We start from the raw sequence: 16102 nt of genomic DNA on the forward strand, positions 1-16102 counted from the left end.
TTTTTCCCAAAGTGCTGAGGGTGTGGTAGCTTCGCTTCAAGGCGGTTCTCCTTTCGTTGAGAAAGTTTCCAACCCGACTCTATCAAGAGCCGGGTCGAGAACCGCCCCTCAACCTTCAACTATGGATGGGACACCCTCTGCTCGTCCAGATAGCGGAACAGACGTAGGTTTCCAGATGATTCATAACCCGGTGAACAAACGGGTGCTCATTGAGGCTTTGGTACGCACTGGACTGATCGGTATAGAGATTTGTGTGATGCGCGACGTGCTTGAAAACCTGACTCTGCAGGACCACGCGTTGAAGTGGTCGGCACAATTTTAGTGCGAATCTTACGGAGATCACGATCTAGAAAGCCCATCACAACAGTTTTTGTTTCCACAGCGCCAGAGGTGCCAGCCTTGTGGACGATGCGGTTGCGCTTCCGCGAGTGCATATTCTTCATCTTCCCGCCGATGAAGCTCTCGTCCACTTCTACCTCGCCGCCAGGACCGCCCAGTTTGTGAGTGTATGGGCCATCCTGCATCGCCAGCCGAATCCGATGCAGCATGAACCACGCACTCTTTTGTGTGACGCCAACGGCGCGATGAATCTCATAGCTGCTCACGCCGTTTTTGCAATTCGCAATCATCCACATCGCGGTTAACCACTTGTCCAGCGGAATCGCGGAATCTTCCATCACAGTGCCGACCTTCACACTGAATTGCCGCTTGGGGTGTTTGCTTTTGCACTCCCACAGGCGGCGGGTGGGAATGAAGCTCACATCGCTGCTTCCGCAATTTGGACAGACCACCACGCCATCGCGCCAGCGACGTGCTGAGATATACTTCAGGCAATTGTCGGGATTTGTGAAGTAGCGAATCGCTCCTTGCAGGGTAAGTGGCTCTTTCTCTTGCTGTTGTTTCATGGCAAGAATAAGGTAGCACACTCAGTGAACTGAGTCAAGTATATTATCGCCAAATATATATTCGGGGACTGTAAAGAAAGTGCCGGCCTGATTCGTCCTTGCTACTTGGTCCTGGCCGGCGACCCGAGGAAAAACCTGGTAAGCCTTGAGTTGACGTTGCCCTCAAACGCCGTTAGAGTCAAATTCTACGGAACGACCTCGAGGTGACCCCGGTGAAAGCTACCCGTGCGCGTGTGCGTGTGTGGTGGTTGGCATGTCTGTTGGTAGTTATCGCGATCCCGACATTGGCGGAGGACGGAAAGCAAGAAGTCAGCCTGACGCATGACTGGAGCCATCGTCACGTCGTTTACACGAATACACCCACTCAGATGAACGCGGCCATGGCAGCCACCAGGGATCCGCGCGCGCTCTCGTCTTACTTGAGGAGAGTGGTAGCGGCGCGCAACGCGAGAGAACGGCAGGAGGGGAGGCAGGAGAGGAGAACGGAGAAGCCGTTCGAGGTGGACTGGGCGTTTTCCATGGGCACGCCCAACACGGCGACGCCGATTGCCGCCAACCAGTACCCGGCAATCTTTACCCAGAACTTTGCTTCTCCAAGCTGTACCGCGGACTACCTGGTGATGCCGGTGAATGTCGCGGGCACGGCCACGGCAGCAAACCTGATCGGGGTGAACCAGTTGTACTCCAACGCCGCCAGAACGGGCTTGTGCAACACCGTAAGCGGGCCCTCCGTCCGGTTCGCGTACTTCAACGCGAGTGCAAATACGACTTCCGTTTCGACGTCTCTGGATGGGACGAAGATCATCTGGGTGGAAAACTCCACACCCGCCAAGTTGCACGTTCTGGCCTGGAGGGCCGAAGGCACGGTGGCAGGACCGATCGCCCCAGCGGCCGCGGCGGGGGCACCGGTAGCAGGATCGGGCACCATGGCCACGGTGACCTTGAGCGGCAATGTCACCAACTCCTCGCCTTTCGTGGACTACGATCATGACGTGGCCTATGTCGGCGATAACAGTGGGAACCTCTACTGGATCACGAATGTGTTCTGCACGACACCGACCTGCCAGGCCGCACCGGTCGCACCCAGCCTGGATACCACCGCTTGGGCGCCCAACGGCTTCGTCAACGTGGGGGCAGCAACGATATTGACCGCACCCGTGGCGGACGGTGTCACTGGCAACATCTATGTCGGCGGGGCAAACGGAACGCTATACGTGCGCAAAGGATCCGACGGAACTTCCGTGGGTACGGTTGCGGTGGGAAACGCCAACCAGGGTGGCATCAATAGTGCACCCATCGTGGATGGCACCGGCGCCAGCGGCAACGAGTTGGTCTATGTCTTCGCGGGTGACGATCAGGGCGTGACAGGCGCGTTGAGCGCCGCGGTCGCAGTTCAGATCCAGGTCAGCCTGAGCACGGGAACGATCGGCACCGTCACTCGACAGAACATCGGACCGAGGAATGTGCAGCCCGCTCGCATGGGGGCGCTGAATGATGCCTATTACACGGGTTCCGGCACGCCCCGGTTGTACGCCTGCGGGACGTTGGCCGGTGGTACCAGGCGGCGCCTTTACCGCATTCCTTTTAATGCCAGCAGGGTCATCGGTACTCCTGTCTCCGTCGGTAATCTGGGCACTAACACCAACCAATCCTGCTCGCCGCTCACCGCCTTCAACAACGGCACCAACGACCGGCTTTTCCTGACCCTGGGCACTAACAGAGTGCTGGATGACTTTGTCATCACCACCGATCTCACGAGCGCGACCTGCCCCAATGCGCCCACATGCATTCAGCAGTCCACGGGCACCGCCGGCACCGTCCTTACCAGCGGCGTCATCATTGATAACGGCGCCACCGGCACCGCCCAGGGCGCGAACATGTACTTTGGAAAGTCTGCCAGCGGCAACATCACGAACGGCAGTTGCTGGACCGGCACCAATAGGGCCCTGAGCGGCACCTCAACCAAGACGAATGGAGTCGGGACCTACTCGACGGGCGCCACCAACCATGGGCTGGCGATCGGCGAGACGGTTGCGATTGCCCTCAATACCAACGCTAACGTGAATGGCAACTGCACGGTGACAGCGACACCGAGCGCAACCACGTTCACTTGTACTTACACGACCATTAACAGCGGCTCAGGCACCGGCGGCAACGTCCGACTGGGCACTTGCGCCTTCAAGTTGACCCAGAATGCTCTGCAGTGATACTGCAGGAAATTCGCGGATGGGTTATACAATCCGAAGAAGGGTGAAGTCCGGTGGGATATGTCTGAAAAAGCGGTGACTCGGCCACACGAATCAGCTCCGGCCGCTCGCAAGCCATACCAGAAGCCCTCGTTTCGCTACGAGCGGATCTTCGAAACCATGGCTCTGTCCTGCGGGAAGATCGATCCCACTCAGTTGCAATGCAGGAGCAATCGCAAGAATTCTTAGAGTGGAGAAATGGTGGTGTCTACCGTATTGGCCGCGGACCAGCGGTGCAAGTGCAGCCTGGCGTCGGAAGTCCTCGGGCGTTTTGGTGAGCTTCGTCTTCAGGTCACCGGTTCAAGCATGTTGCCTTCGCTTTGGCCCGGTGACCTTCTGCTTATCCGCCGAGCCCAGTTGTCCGAGATCACCACGGGAGAGTTGGTGCTGTTCACGCGCCAGGAGCGTTTTTTTGTTCACCGGGTGGAGCGCGCCTTGGGAACCTGCCTACTGACTCGGGGCGATTCGCTGGCCGCCACCGACGCTCCGGTGGGAGCTGACGAGTTCCTCGGCCGCGTGGTTTTCATCTCCCGTGAGGGCGCAACGCGTACGCCAGCGGTTCTGAGTCCTTGCGGCCGCTGGCTCGCGGGTGCGGCGAGCCGCAGCACAATCTTCTGCAATTTCCTGCTGCGCCTGCGCGCGTTGTTCCTCCGCATTCCGCGGGTTTCCCTTTTCACGAGCATGCATCCGGAGGAAGTGTGCCCCAGCTAGCGACACCGCCAGCCTATGCGGTAGCGGTGGAAGTCGGAGGGATCCCAGTCCTGCTGCGCACCTCAGATGCAGACTTCGCACGGATGTTGGAGGAGCGCTACTGCGGCTTCGTGAACCCCGCTGCAGGCGCCGGATTCGAATTCGACGTGGACCTTGCTTCTCCCAGCGGGATGGGTCCGGACGATGGGGTTCAGGTCCGCTGCCGGAACCGGCGTTGGTCGTTCCAGCGCGGCGATTTCAGGGCAGAATGGGAGCCGGGTTGCGGACGCGGCCACATCCGCCAGTCACCGAATCCGTATTCGGTCGACTCGGTCCTGCGCATCGTCCACTCCATCATCCTGGCCGGGGAAGGTGGTTTTTTGCTCCATGCCGCGAGCGTGGTGAGGGACGGCCGCGCGTTCCTGTTCTCCGGGCTCTCGGGAGCAGGCAAGACCACGATCGCACGCCTGGCGCTGCCCGATGTCACACTGTTGACCGACGAGGTCTCGTATGTGCGGCGCCGTCCCCAGGGATACGACGCCTTCGGCACCCCATTCGCGGGCGAGCTGGGCCGCGTGGGAGAAAACGTCTCCGCGCCCATCAGCACGGTTTACCTGCTGGCCAAGGGCCCGGAGAACTGCATTGATCCCGTGCCACCGTCCGAAGCCGTGCATCGGCTGATGCGCAACATCCTGTTCTTTGCCGAGGAACCGGCGCTGGTGCAGCGCGTCTTCCATGCTTGCTGTGAATTCGTGGCCAGGGTTTCGGTCCAACGCCTGACGTTTTTTCCCGACCAGCGAGTCTGGGAGTTGATCCGATGACGGCGAAGTACATCGCCCACAGCAGGGCCATCGCCGCCCGCAAACTCGGCGACGAGTTGGTCATCATGTCCGCTGTGGACTCGACCTTGTACACGCTCAACCCGGTCGCGACCGCGATCTGGCAGGCGGCCGATGGCCGCACTCCACTTTCCGAGATTGTCGAGGCGGCGGTGTGCGGCCAGTACGAGGTGGAACCGGAGATCGCCTACGCCGACGCGGAAGCGCTGGTGAACGAACTGGCCAGCCATGGAATCCTACTGGTTTCCGAACAGCCAATCGCCGAGGCGCGCGCCCCCCAGGAGACCCGATGAGCCTGATGGCGGAGCTGAACGCGAAGGCGCTGGGGCTGGGAGTGCCCCTCGCCGCTCATGTTGACGTTACCTACCGCTGCAACGAGCGTTGCGAGCACTGCTACCTGGAGCACGATGACAAGGGCGAGATGACGACGGCGGAGATCGTGGACATCCTCGGCCAACTCGCCGATGCCGGCGTGTTGTTCCTGACGATCAGCGGCGGCGAACCGCTGCTGCGCCGCGATCTTTTCGAGATCCTGGAACGCGCCCGCGCTCTTCTGTTCAACGTGAAACTGAAGACCAACGCGGTCATGATCCGCGAGCCCGAGGCACAGCGCATCCGGGCACTCGGCGTGGAGCAGGTGCAGATCAGCGTTTATTCGCACCGCGCGGAGGTCCACGACGGCATCACCAAGCTGCCGGGCTCGCTCCAGAAGACGCTGCGCGCCATCGAGTTCCTGCACTCGCAAGGGGTCAAGGTCACGATAGCAAATGTTCTCATGCGCCCCAACTTGCCCGACGCCAGCGGCGTGCAGCGCCTGGCCGCGGCGATGGGAGTGGGGTACACGCTCGACCCGACCATCACGCCCATGATGAACGGCGGCACCGGCGTGCTGGCCCTGCGCGTACCTGGCGAGGCGCTGCGCAAGGCGTTTCACGATCCCGCGCTGGTGGGCAACGTGGACGAGTACTGCGCTCCGCCGCCGGTGGCCGACGAAGACGCGCTCAGCCAGATCCCGTGCGGCGCCGGCCATACTTCCTGCTACATCTCGCCCTACGCGGAGGTTTATCCTTGCGTGCAGTTTCCGCTGCCCAGCGGCAACCTGCGCCGGCAAAGCTTCCTCGACATTTGGCGCAACTCAGCGAAGCTGAATCAAGTGCGCTCCATCACGGCGCGCGACCTGCCCACGTGCTCATCGTGCGTGCACGTCTCATCGTGCACGCGGTGCCCGGGGCTGGCGTTTCTGGAAGGCAACATGCGCGGCCCGTCCACCGCCGATTGCGAGAAGTCGTTTGCGCGGACGGGAATCCCATCGGCGAACATGTTGGCCAAGCAAGGCGCGAAGCAGCGGCCCACCTTGCCGGGCCTGGTGCAGATCGATATGGCCGCCGCCTGACGCGTCGGGCGAAGTCAATCGATCCAGATTCTGTTGGCCGCCGCGCGGTCGCTACCGAGAAAGCCGGCACTACACCCGCGGGCCGCTGATCTGGCAGCTCAGCGCCACTCCCACTCAATGAAGCCGGGCTTCACGTCCGCCATCGCATTCACGATCAGCTCCACGAGACCGCCATAGAGAATCCGGTTCTGTTCCCACAGCTTGTAGTGCGCCAGCATGTCGCGGAACTGCCCCTTGCAGTTGCTGCAGGGCGCGCAGAGATACTTGGGAGTTTCCGGTTCCAAGCAGTCGGAAAATGCGTTCAGCACCTGCTCCAGCTTTTTGCGCCCAGCCACATGAAACCGCCAGTCGGGAAAATTGTGTCCGCTCATGATGGCAAAGCCGCTGCCGCCGCCGCAGCAGTAATTGTTCACACCGTGCGGCTCCATTTCCCGGAACTGCGGGCACAAAGCGCGCACCACTTCGCGTTGCGGCTCGACCACGCCCATTAACCGCACCAGATTGCAGGGATCGTGCAAGGTCACGGGAAAGTCATTGCGGGAAGGATCGAACTGGATGCGCCCGCTCATGACGATGTCGCGCAGCAAGGTGAGGGAACTCTCGCGCGGAACGTTCAGGTCACCGCTCAGCAGGCGGTCGGCGATCACGCACAGCGCCTTGTGCGCGTGGCCACATTCCCCGACGACGATCTTCTTGACCTTGAGCTGGCGCGCGATTTCCGCGTGTTGCAACGCGACGCGGGCGAATTGCACGTCGTCGTACCACAGGCCGTAATTGATGGAATCATAGCCCGCCAGCTCCGACGACATGGTCCACTTCACTCCCGCCACGTTCAGGATCAGCGCGAAGGCGCCCGGATTCTCCGGCCACGCCATGATCTCGCCGGCATTGTGAATCAGCAGTACATCCGCGCCTTCGACGTCCCACGGTGTGCGCACCTCGATGCCGGTCCTCTCGCTAATGTCCTCATCAATGAAGGCGATATTGTCCTTCACCACCTCCGGGCTCATGCCGGTTGACGAGCCGACCTTTAACTGCAGCATGGACCCTTGCTGGTGCAGTTCCTTGGCTGCGATTCCCATTTCCTGGCTGAACAGCTTTCTGAGCTCGTGGGCGACCAGGCCGTTGTCGGCCCCGATCGGGCAGGTCTGCGCGCAACGGCGGCACAGGTTGCAGCGATACGACAATTCAATCAGCCGCGCCACCAGCGGCCAGTTCAATTCGATTTCGCCGTGCTGCCACGCCGATAGCAGGCCGCCGTGCTTGACGTATTTGAAGTAGAGCCGCCGCAGGATTTCCGACCGGAACACAGGGCGGTAGAGCTCGTTCCGGCCGCTGGCTTCAAAGATGTGGCACGATTCCGCGCACGTCTGGCAGCGCGTGCAGTGCTCCATGGTCAGCAGCAGGGGCTGCAGAAACGTCCAGTTGTTTTCCCGGCTAAACAACTTTTCCAGACCGGAGAGAAACTGCGCTACCAGGCGCCGCTCTTCGGCCGCCGTTGGCGGGTGCGGGACGCTGACCGCGCAAGTGTCATCCAGCCCACATTCGTACTTGTCCCGGATCTGCGGTGCGAGCGCTCCCCACGCCCGGTCATGGCCGTCCAGCGGGTGAGGCAGGGGCATCAGGTCACGGTTCTCGAGATGAGCGACAGGTTCGCGATCGGGGCGAGAAAGATCCGCGATGTTCAACCGGCCTTTCACTTGCGAACCTCCTGCGCGGGACGCATCGCCGCAATCTCCGCCCAGGTCCTGTGCCCGTCGGCCCCGATGTGCGCCGCCGCCCAGGTCGGCTGGTAGGCCAGTTGCTTGGCGAGTTTCGCTTCGATCGGCCCGCCGCGCAGGTTCTCTCGGTCATCCCAGCGCACCGCGTGGTAGGTAAAGTACTTCGCGATGAAGTGCGCCATGTGCGTGAACGGTATGTAGGCCACCAGCGCCGAGGCGAGCATGAGGCCAACCGCGAAGCCGGTGCTGAGGACCAGGGAAGTGTCAAACGTTGCCAGCCCCCGCAAGACCGCGCTGGCACTGGCGGTTCCTGGGCCGCGTACGAGATATCCGGCGGCGACGAGGCCGTACGTCAGGATGAAAAAGTGCAAATTGAAAATGTCGGCCGCGCTGGTGTAGTTCTTCAGTTCAGGATCGGTAAGCCGGTGGAACAACAGAGCTACCGCTCCGGACAACGTCATCACGACGCCGGCGTAAGCCGTGGCGTGATACAAGCCGCGCATCCAGAAAACGAAGCTCGCATGCGAAGGTCCGCCCAACGACGCCCCAGCGGCGATCAGCAACCCAGTAGCGATCGTCAGGTAGAGGCCGGCATGGAACAGGAACGACGCGTACCACAGCCGGCGGTTGAATTCCCACAACCCTCTCAGGAAGGCGATTTCCGGGAGCGTGGCACGCAATTCGCCGCGCCAGTTGAAGTGTGGCGGCCTTGTCGACCGGTTGCTGGTTTCGAACGAGGAACCTCCGTATGCGGCGCGTTCCGGGTTCTCATGCGGAACCGGATACAACTCCCATCGCAGGTGGATTGGCGCTCGGGCGTACCGCACCACACGGAGAAGGCATCCGGCGAGAAAGATCAGTAAGCTAAGATAAATGCCGAGGTAAACTGCAATCGTCATACCTGCCTCCGGACAGTGCTGGGGTCCGGACCACCATTGCTTCTCCTACAGCGTACCTCCCTGACCTCTCCCCGCCGTGTGACCTGCATCACGTGCCGTGGCCCAAGGCCGTCCGCCACCCAGGGCGGGGCAGACTGGTTGCGATTTCGCTCCGCTGGCCAGCCGCTGACGGGCACAAGATCGCCCTGGCTACAGGGTTGTGCTGGAAGTCTGCTCGACAATTCTCCAGCGCGCTGACGGAAGCAGAGTCAGCCGTCCCTGCGTCGCTCTGCTGCCCGCATCGAAGGGCGGAAGCTGTGGCACCGCAAAGCTGCTCAAGTTGCGGCGCGGCATCCTGGAGGCCAGCGGCGACACCGACTCTCACTTCATCACACCGCCAGCGAATGGCGCTTCTCAATTTGCGTTCGCAACACGTCGCGAATGATCCGGCAGGCGCTCTTGACCTGCGGCATGGCTAGGGAGCAGAGCATTTGCTTGCCTTGGCGACGGGTGGCCACGACGCCGGCGGTGCGCAGGACCGCCAGATGCTGCGACAGGTTCGGGTTACTGATGTGCAAGCGCTGCTGGAGCTCGGAGGCGAACCAATCGCGTTCGGCCAGCAGATCGAGGAGTTGGAGGCGGATGGGATTCGCGAACGCTTTGCAGATGCGGGATTGAAGGACGTAAATCTCCGGGTCAACCGGTTTGCCGTTGCTGTTCTGCACTATCTCACCTCGCCCCGTTCGCAGCGCTGGCTTCCGGTTTCGACCCGTTGCCCGTTTCGAGCGTGTCATGCGAGCGGTCCTCCTCTGGGGATATTGTGTGTGCGCCATCTGCTTGCTGCATTTTAACTTCACGCCACCATTTGTAGTGGTGGCGAAATGCATACAGCTCGCTGACCATGCCGGTGATCATCGAATAAAACGCCGGACGCTCCTCGGGAAAAACCGCGCCCATGTAGACGTGGATCATCAGGCCGGAAACGACCATGCCCACGGCGACGAAATGCAGCACCATCGCCCACTGCACCAGGAAGGCGCTGAACAGGTGAAACGTCATGATGGCGCCGGTAACCATGATCAGCGGCACCATGGCGTACACCATTACGGCATAGAGTTTCTGCCCGGCATTATAAGCTCCCTGCGGCGGGAGACCCTCGGAGGAGCGGCCGACGAGACGCAGCACGCGAATGCGCAACCAGCGGAAGTCATCTGCGTCGAGACCGATTTCTTTTTTCAGGACTTCGGTGTGCAGGTAATTGCGCCAGCCGAAGATAGCGTAAACGCCGAAGACGATCATCCAGGTGAGGCCGGCGGCAATGTGCACCCGCAGCAGGTTGGCACGCGAGCCGAAGATGCTCTCCATCATGACCAGGTACCAATGCGGCATGAAAGCAAACGGAGGCGTGACTACGATCGCGGAGCCAGTTGCCAGTTCGATGAGCCATACGAGCGCATTGAACCAGTGAAGCAGGACGATGGCTACCTGGTGCTTCTTTACCTGGCGTAGCGCAAGAGTCTCGGCTTGTTCGGCGGTAAGCGCGTAGGGAGAAGTGGAAACGATGTCGGTGGCCATGTGACCTCTATTCGTCAGACTGCTTTTCGCCGACTGACAACTGGTGGAAGAATGCGCCTGCCTGTCCGAGGAACGTTGTACCCACAGCAAGGTAGACGAGCTTCTTCGCCAGCCTCGTCCATACGAAGGCCGCAGCAACAGTTCTGGGTGGTGTGGGAGCGAATGAAGCGGCAGCCATCTCCAGGTGTTCGGGCTTGCCGGTGTAATAGACGTTGGGTCCGATGGCTATATCGGCAGTTTCCATGCGCTTTGCGCCCGCGCGATAAACCAGGCGGAACACTTCGCTGCTGGGGTCCTCCATGTCACCAAACACTTTGGCCTTAGCCGGACATGTAGCCACGCACGCGGGTTCGAGCCCATGTTCCAGGCGGGGCGCGCAGAAGTCGCACTTGTCCACCACACCGCGATCGGGGTTCACGTAGCGTGCGCCATAGGGACACGCCGCCACGCAACTACCGCAGCCGATGCAAAGGTCGCGGTTGACGCGCACGGCGCCGTTGGCATCCTGCCAGGTTGCGCCCGTCGGGCAGGCGGGAAGACAGGAGGGACGCTCACATTGGTTGCATTGCGAGACGAAGAACGCCGAGGTGAAGTTCGGATACGTCCCGCGCAACCCGGCCGGGCGCACGCGGGTTCGGGCATAGCCATTGGGCACATCCCACTCCGACTTGCACGCCACCGTGCATGACTGGCAACCTACGCAGCGTTCCTGATCGATGACCATCGCATATCTGGCCATGCTTGTTAACCTTTCTCCACCGGCAGCACGCACACAAAATTGACCCGCATGCCGGTCGTACCGGTGAGCGGGTCGATGGCAACACGCGTCATGAGGGCATTATCAGAAAACCCGTGCTGGTAAGCCTTTTTGAGACCGGGCGCCTGCGGGCCGAAACCATGCACGGTGTAGGCGACGTCGCTGCGGATGGCCGGCGTCACTTTGACCGTCACCTCGGGACTCTTCACGCTATCCTGGTTTTCCAGAACGACCTTCTGCCCGTCGTGCACTCCGATTCGCTTCGCGGCTTGGCTACTGATCCACACCGGGTTCTCAGGCATGAGATCGTCGAGCCAGGCATTATTCGCCGAGCGCGAAAACGAATGCACCGGCGCGCGGCCGTAAATCAGCCGCAAGTATCCGTCGGGCGGGTCCGGCACCGCCTCGTACTTGGGCAGCGCATCGAGCTTCAAGTCCTTCAGGACCGACGACACCAGTTCGATCTTGCCGCTCTGCGTCGGAAAAAGAGGAGGATCGGTTTCGCTGCGGCCCTCGATGTAGGGCTTGCCGGGAAACGAAACTGCGCCTAACGATTTCAGTTCCGTCTCGCTGATATTGAGAGGAGCGATCAGTTGGCGGAGATGATCGTCGGGGTCACGCCACGGAAAGTAGTCCTCGAGTCGCAAGCGCTTGGCCATTTGCTTGGCAATCCACCAGCCCGGCTTGGACTCGTACATAGGCTCGACCGCGGGTTGACGGATTGAAATATAGGGCCGCTTATGGGTGGTGACGATCGCCGGCGGATCGTAGCGCTCCAGGTAGGTCGCCTCGGGTAGGACCAGGTCGGCGTAGCGGGTCATTTCCATGGGCAAAACGTCCACCACCGCCATGAACTCCAGGTTCTTGATTGCTGCGACGGTCTTCTGGCGCATGGGGACGCTTTCCAGAATGTTCTGCCCGTATACCACCCATCCTTTAATAGGATACGGGTTGCCGGTCCGGGTAGCTTCGATGAGGCCGTGTGTGAGGCCATAGGCGTCCTCGGTAGCCAGCGGATAGACATTTCCGACGCGGTCGGCAGCGCCTTTTTCGGACTCCGGCATGGGTGGCAGGGGAATCTTGCCCGTGGAGAGTTTGGTGGGCAGGTAAATTCCGCCTTTGCGGCCGTACGCGCCGAGCAGCGCCGTCAAGATCGCCATCGCCCGAGCACGCTGCGTGTCATTGCCATACCAAGTAACGTGCCGTCCGGGATGAATCGCGACTGCGGGTCTGGCTTCCGCCATGAGGTGTGCCGTTTCGCGAATTTGCGCGGCAGAGAGTTCGGTGATGGGCGCCGCCCACTCAGGAGTGAACTGCTCTGCGTGCTTCGCCAGTTCCGCGAAGCCCGTGGCGTATTGATCGAGGTAGGCTTTGTCGTAGAGCTTCTCGGAAATGACAACATTCATCCACGCCAGCAACAACGCGGTATCGGTGCCCGGCTTAATCGGCAGCCAGAAGTTCGCCTTCGATGCGGCGGTGGAAAAACGCGGATCGACAACGATGAGCTTGGCGCCGCGCGCCAGGCCCTCGGCGAAGGCAGTGACCTGCGACGTAAAGACGTTCTCGCCGATGTGGCTGCCGATGAGAACGATGCATTGGGATTCTTCGAGGTCCACCGGCTCCGGCGAATTCACGGGGCGACCGAAGGTAAGCTGGTAGCCGATATCGCGGGGCCCCCGGCATTGCGCAAACGCCGGCTCCGCCGAGTTGGGCGTGCCATAGGCTTTCATCAGGGTGGCAAAGAAACCCGAGTGGACGCCGTGGGGAAAGAGCGCGACGCTCTCCGGACCGTACTTCTGCTTTAGGTCTTGGAGACGTGTGGCAAGAAAGTCCAGCGCCTCGTCCCAGGAAACGCGCTTGAACTTTGCTTCGCCGCGATTGCCGGTACGGATCTGCGGATACTTCAGGCGGTCGGGATCGTTGAGCAGCGCCACGCCGGCGTTGCCGCGAGCGCAGAGCTTGCCTTTGGTCATGGGGTGATGAGGGTTGCCCTGCAGCTTGAGCAGCTTGCCGGCAACGACTTCCGCCATCACGCCGCAGCGCCAAAAACACATCTCGCAGTTGGTCGCGATCTGCTGGACGCGCGTCTCTCCGCGCCAGCCGGGCGGATGCACGTCAGCCACGGAGGTGGTGGCGGTAGTTATTCCGGCCGCAAGCGCAGTTCCCTGCAGAAACCTGCGGCGCGTGAACCTGGTAGCCATTGGTCCTCCACAACATTGCGAACCTGAGGCGGCGCGTGGGACGCAGGTCCCACACGCCTCAGGAGGTCTGCCTAGAAGCGCGCTGTCAGACCCAAGGTGAACATGTTCGCCGCGTCGTAGGTCGGGAATCCGAGCAAAGGCACCGAATCCAGCCGCTTGGGAGCGCCAAGATGCCAGCCGGAGCCGGACCACGTGTAGTTGTAGCGTTGAAACGCGGCCTTGAAGATGAAGCGCTCGTTGATGCGGTGCGTCAGGTACGTTTCATACACTTCGCCGCGCGTGTTCGTCTTGGGCGCAATGATGTCGTCTTCGGCATTGGCAAAGTTGAACCAATACTTGGAACCGTGGTTCATCTCGAAGCCGACTTTGGTTTTGCCGTCGTTTTGCGGGAAGCTGTAACGCAGTCCCACGTAGATCATCTGGCCTTCGTGATTGGTGGGAACATCAAATGGATCGCTGCCCATGCCGCCGAAGGGTGTGGTGACGCCATTGGGGCGCAGGCTGCTCCAGTTGCCACTCACGAACATATCCACCGGGCCAAACTTCTTTTGCGCGACAATTCCGTACAGGTTGATTCCGCCCAGGTTCGCCGATGGTGTGTAACGCATGATGACCGGCGCTCCGATGGCGTCGCCGGTGATGGGGTTGTTGGGAAGGACGATTTCTCCGTTGAACCCGTCGGTGACATTCCACGCGTGTGCGGCCAGCGCCTGAACAAATGCGGTGTCGCTTTCATACAGGTCGCTCATGACACCCAAGAGGTGAACGTCCTTGAGACGGTCGGCCGGCGTTTTCAGCAGGTTCCCATTGCCAAAGCCGGAGGAATAGCCGACGCCGTAGCACGCCCGGACCGTGGTTTTTTCGGTGATGTGATACCCCAAGGTCATGCCGTCGTACTGGTAATCGAACAAAGCGCCGGTGGGCGTGCCGCCGCGGGGTTCGTCTTGCCGGAAATTGAGCGGCGGGCCATCGGTGGACGGGCGGCGTCCGATGGAGAAGTACATCTTCGATCCGCCGATATTGGTCCAGTTGAAGAACGCGCGCTCGACGCGCAGCATGTCGCCGGAAGGGACGCGCGTGGTCGTGCCGTCAATCGCCAGCGTGTTGGGCTGGCCATTGAACATCTGCACGCCGGTGGAGTCCCCGAATACCTTGTACATGCTGAGTCGTGCATCCACGCTGACGTTGTCGGACACCTTGCCGTTGAAGCGCAGCCGCAGGCGATTGGTGAAGAGGGCGTCGGTGTTGTCCGAGTACCCGGGGGTGTACACCCCGGGAGCTTGCATCAGGTAACCCATCAACTGCTGTTGCATGGCCGGCGGGAACTGTCCCATCGATTGCTTCAACTGGTTGAAGGTCAGGTTGTTGGTGAAGTATTGGTACGAGCCGTAGTTGCCCGCCACCTGGCTATCCAGGAGCCCCTTAAACTGTGCGGGCGTCATGGTTTGCAACATGGCTGGGTCAAAGGGCATGCCGAGCCCGCCCTGGGCGGTGGGCGCGGTCAACCACAAGGTGCGCACCACCAGGTTCTGGAGGTTCATGCCGTCATAGTGAGCCGGCACGTTGCCGCGGATGGTGTGCGCTTCGAAGCGATAGTCCCCGCTCCAGTTCAGCCGGTCGAGCGCGGATTTCTTCTCGGTGCTGTTGACCCGGTCATCCAAGTCCTTGACCTGGTCTTTGAGGTCCGCCGCCGATACCGTGCCTTCGGCAGGCGTCTGCTGCTTCGATGCTGCGGTTTTCTGTCGCTCCTGGGCGGCGATGCGCGCCTCCAGGGCAACAATGGTTTTCTTCAGGTTATCGACCTCCTGGCGGAGCTCGGAGGAATCGTTGCCGGGCGCTGTCTGTTGCGCCCACGCTCCGGGTCCCGCCAGCAGGACGACCGATAAGAGACTGGCAAGAAATGTACGCATGAAATCCTTCCTCTATGAAAAGCGTTCCAAAGCCGTTGTTAGCCGCAAGTCGCCGGCGCTTCCGAGTCGGCGGCGTGATCGATGCAGAAGCGCTGGATCGCCTTCATCTGTTCCGGTGTCAGCGATTCGAACAGCTTCTTGCCGGTATTGGGATGGATGACAGTCGCGTGCGAGGCGGCGAGCTTGGCGCTGTAGAACTTGCGCCACTGCGCCTGGGTCATCGTCATGGGGGTGTACTGCTTATGGGGCGACCCCTTGTCGTGACAAACCTTGCAGTTGTTTCGGTACAGGGTCTTGCCGTCCTGGCCGGAAACCGGCAGGGCGAGCAGAACCGCGGAAGTCAGAACGAGAAGGACGATTTTCGCGCAACGCATGAGTGGCCTTCCTGGCAAAGAATGAATACGCCGGGAACGATGGTGCGCCGGAAAGCCTGCCCGCGCAGTGATACACATCACGTGTTGCTGTATTAAGCATATTCGCAATTAAGAATGTTACTAATATAGAACGGTCGTTCGTTCCGGCGGCGCGGCCCCGAAGATCGCCGGCGGAAGGCGGAGCGCTTGCTCAGCGGAGCACTCCTAACGAAGAAGTCCAGGTTTTACGGGTATGACTTCACGGCGAGTGGAAGCCGCTGTGGCCACTGACCCCTCGGCGCTCTCAGCTTGCCGGCACAGGCACTTTGTGCAAGGAAGCTTCCAGCCGGGACATCCTTTCCTCGATGCTGGCCAGAGGGCCGGGCGCGATTTCCGCCTGCTTGTCGGCACGGAAGATGGGATTGTTCACCCACCAGTCCATGCCCATTTCCTGGGCCTTCTCGACCGAGCAGATGACCAGGCGGATCTGGATCGAAAGCAGCTCGATGTCAACCAGCTTGACCCTGATATCGCCGGCGATGACGATGCCTTTGTCCAGAACTCGCTCCAGGACATCCGACAGGGTGGAAGTTTGCAGCGAGTGTGGCGGACCGTGTTGTTGCGCCATGATTGC

The 16102-nt window shown here is 60.9% G+C and carries 15 protein-coding genes; 5 read left to right on the plus strand and 10 right to left on the minus strand.

Annotated elements, in window-relative coordinates; genetic code table 11:
• Positions 1-206: 206 nt before the first annotated feature.
• Positions 207-905: an IS1595 family transposase gene (locus LAN64_17400; protein ID MBZ5569606.1), complete on the minus strand. Its 699-nt coding sequence runs from the start codon at positions 903-905 to the stop codon at positions 207-209.
• 212 nt (positions 906-1117) lie between these two features.
• Here LAN64_17400 and LAN64_17405 point away from each other — a divergent pair, with 212 nt between their 5' ends.
• The 5 genes from LAN64_17405 to LAN64_17425 all read left to right on the plus strand — a co-directional run bounded on the left by LAN64_17405 (position 1118) and on the right by LAN64_17425 (position 6073).
• On the plus strand, positions 1118-3112 hold the full coding sequence (locus tag LAN64_17405) for a hypothetical protein (GenBank protein MBZ5569607.1): 1995 nt from the start codon (positions 1118-1120) through the stop codon (positions 3110-3112).
• A gap of 243 nt (positions 3113-3355) precedes the next feature.
• On the plus strand, positions 3356-3862 hold the full coding sequence (locus LAN64_17410; GenBank protein MBZ5569608.1) for a S24/S26 family peptidase: 507 nt from the start codon (positions 3356-3358) through the stop codon (positions 3860-3862).
• Positions 3850-4662 (plus strand): hypothetical protein, encoded by an 813-nt coding sequence (locus tag LAN64_17415; protein ID MBZ5569609.1) that lies wholly within the window; start codon positions 3850-3852, stop codon positions 4660-4662. Before LAN64_17410 ends, LAN64_17415 begins: the two co-directional genes overlap by 13 nt.
• A gap of 65 nt (positions 4663-4727) precedes the next feature.
• The gene (locus LAN64_17420) at positions 4728-4973 is read left to right on the plus strand and encodes a PqqD family protein (GenBank protein MBZ5569610.1); all 246 of its coding nucleotides are present in this window, start codon (positions 4728-4730) and stop codon (positions 4971-4973) included.
• Positions 4970-6073, plus strand: coding sequence for a radical SAM protein (locus tag LAN64_17425; GenBank protein ID MBZ5569611.1), 1104 nt, complete (start codon positions 4970-4972; stop codon positions 6071-6073). The genes LAN64_17420 and LAN64_17425 overlap by 4 nt, the downstream gene beginning before the upstream one ends.
• Before the next feature lie 98 nt (positions 6074-6171).
• Here LAN64_17425 and LAN64_17430 read toward each other — a convergent pair whose 3' ends face one another.
• The 9 genes from LAN64_17430 to LAN64_17470 form a co-directional block, all read right to left on the minus strand.
• Positions 6172-7695, minus strand: a complete 1524-nt coding sequence (locus tag LAN64_17430; GenBank protein MBZ5569612.1) for a (Fe-S)-binding protein — start codon at positions 7693-7695, stop codon at positions 6172-6174.
• A 74-nt stretch (positions 7696-7769) separates the two neighbouring features.
• Complete coding sequence (locus LAN64_17435; GenBank protein MBZ5569613.1) at positions 7770-8693, minus strand: respiratory nitrate reductase subunit gamma; 924 nt, start codon at positions 8691-8693, stop codon at positions 7770-7772.
• A 368-nt stretch (positions 8694-9061) separates the two neighbouring features.
• On the minus strand, positions 9062-9397 hold the full coding sequence (locus LAN64_17440) for a metalloregulator ArsR/SmtB family transcription factor (protein MBZ5569614.1): 336 nt from the start codon (positions 9395-9397) through the stop codon (positions 9062-9064).
• A 4-nt stretch (positions 9398-9401) separates the two neighbouring features.
• On the minus strand, positions 9402-10247 hold the full coding sequence (locus tag LAN64_17445; GenBank protein MBZ5569615.1) for a cytochrome b/b6 domain-containing protein: 846 nt from the start codon (positions 10245-10247) through the stop codon (positions 9402-9404).
• Between the two features lie 7 nt (positions 10248-10254).
• Complete coding sequence (locus tag LAN64_17450; GenBank protein MBZ5569616.1) at positions 10255-10986, minus strand: 4Fe-4S dicluster domain-containing protein; 732 nt, start codon at positions 10984-10986, stop codon at positions 10255-10257.
• A 5-nt stretch (positions 10987-10991) separates the two neighbouring features.
• On the minus strand, positions 10992-13205 hold the full coding sequence (locus LAN64_17455) for a molybdopterin-dependent oxidoreductase (GenBank protein ID MBZ5569617.1): 2214 nt from the start codon (positions 13203-13205) through the stop codon (positions 10992-10994).
• 71 nt (positions 13206-13276) lie between these two features.
• Positions 13277-15115, minus strand: a complete 1839-nt coding sequence (locus LAN64_17460; protein MBZ5569618.1) for a DUF3373 family protein — start codon at positions 15113-15115, stop codon at positions 13277-13279.
• A 38-nt stretch (positions 15116-15153) separates the two neighbouring features.
• Positions 15154-15489, minus strand: a complete 336-nt coding sequence (locus LAN64_17465) for a cytochrome c (GenBank protein ID MBZ5569619.1) — start codon at positions 15487-15489, stop codon at positions 15154-15156.
• 283 nt (positions 15490-15772) lie between these two features.
• Positions 15773-16096 carry a gas vesicle protein gene (locus LAN64_17470; GenBank protein MBZ5569620.1) on the minus strand — a complete coding sequence of 108 codons (324 nt, stop codon included), beginning with the start codon at positions 16094-16096 and terminating at the stop codon, positions 15773-15775.
• Between the last annotated feature and the right edge of the window lie 6 nt (positions 16097-16102).

Source organism: Terriglobia bacterium (assembly GCA_020073185.1).
GTDB lineage: Bacteria > Acidobacteriota > Terriglobia > Terriglobales > Acidobacteriaceae > JAIQGF01.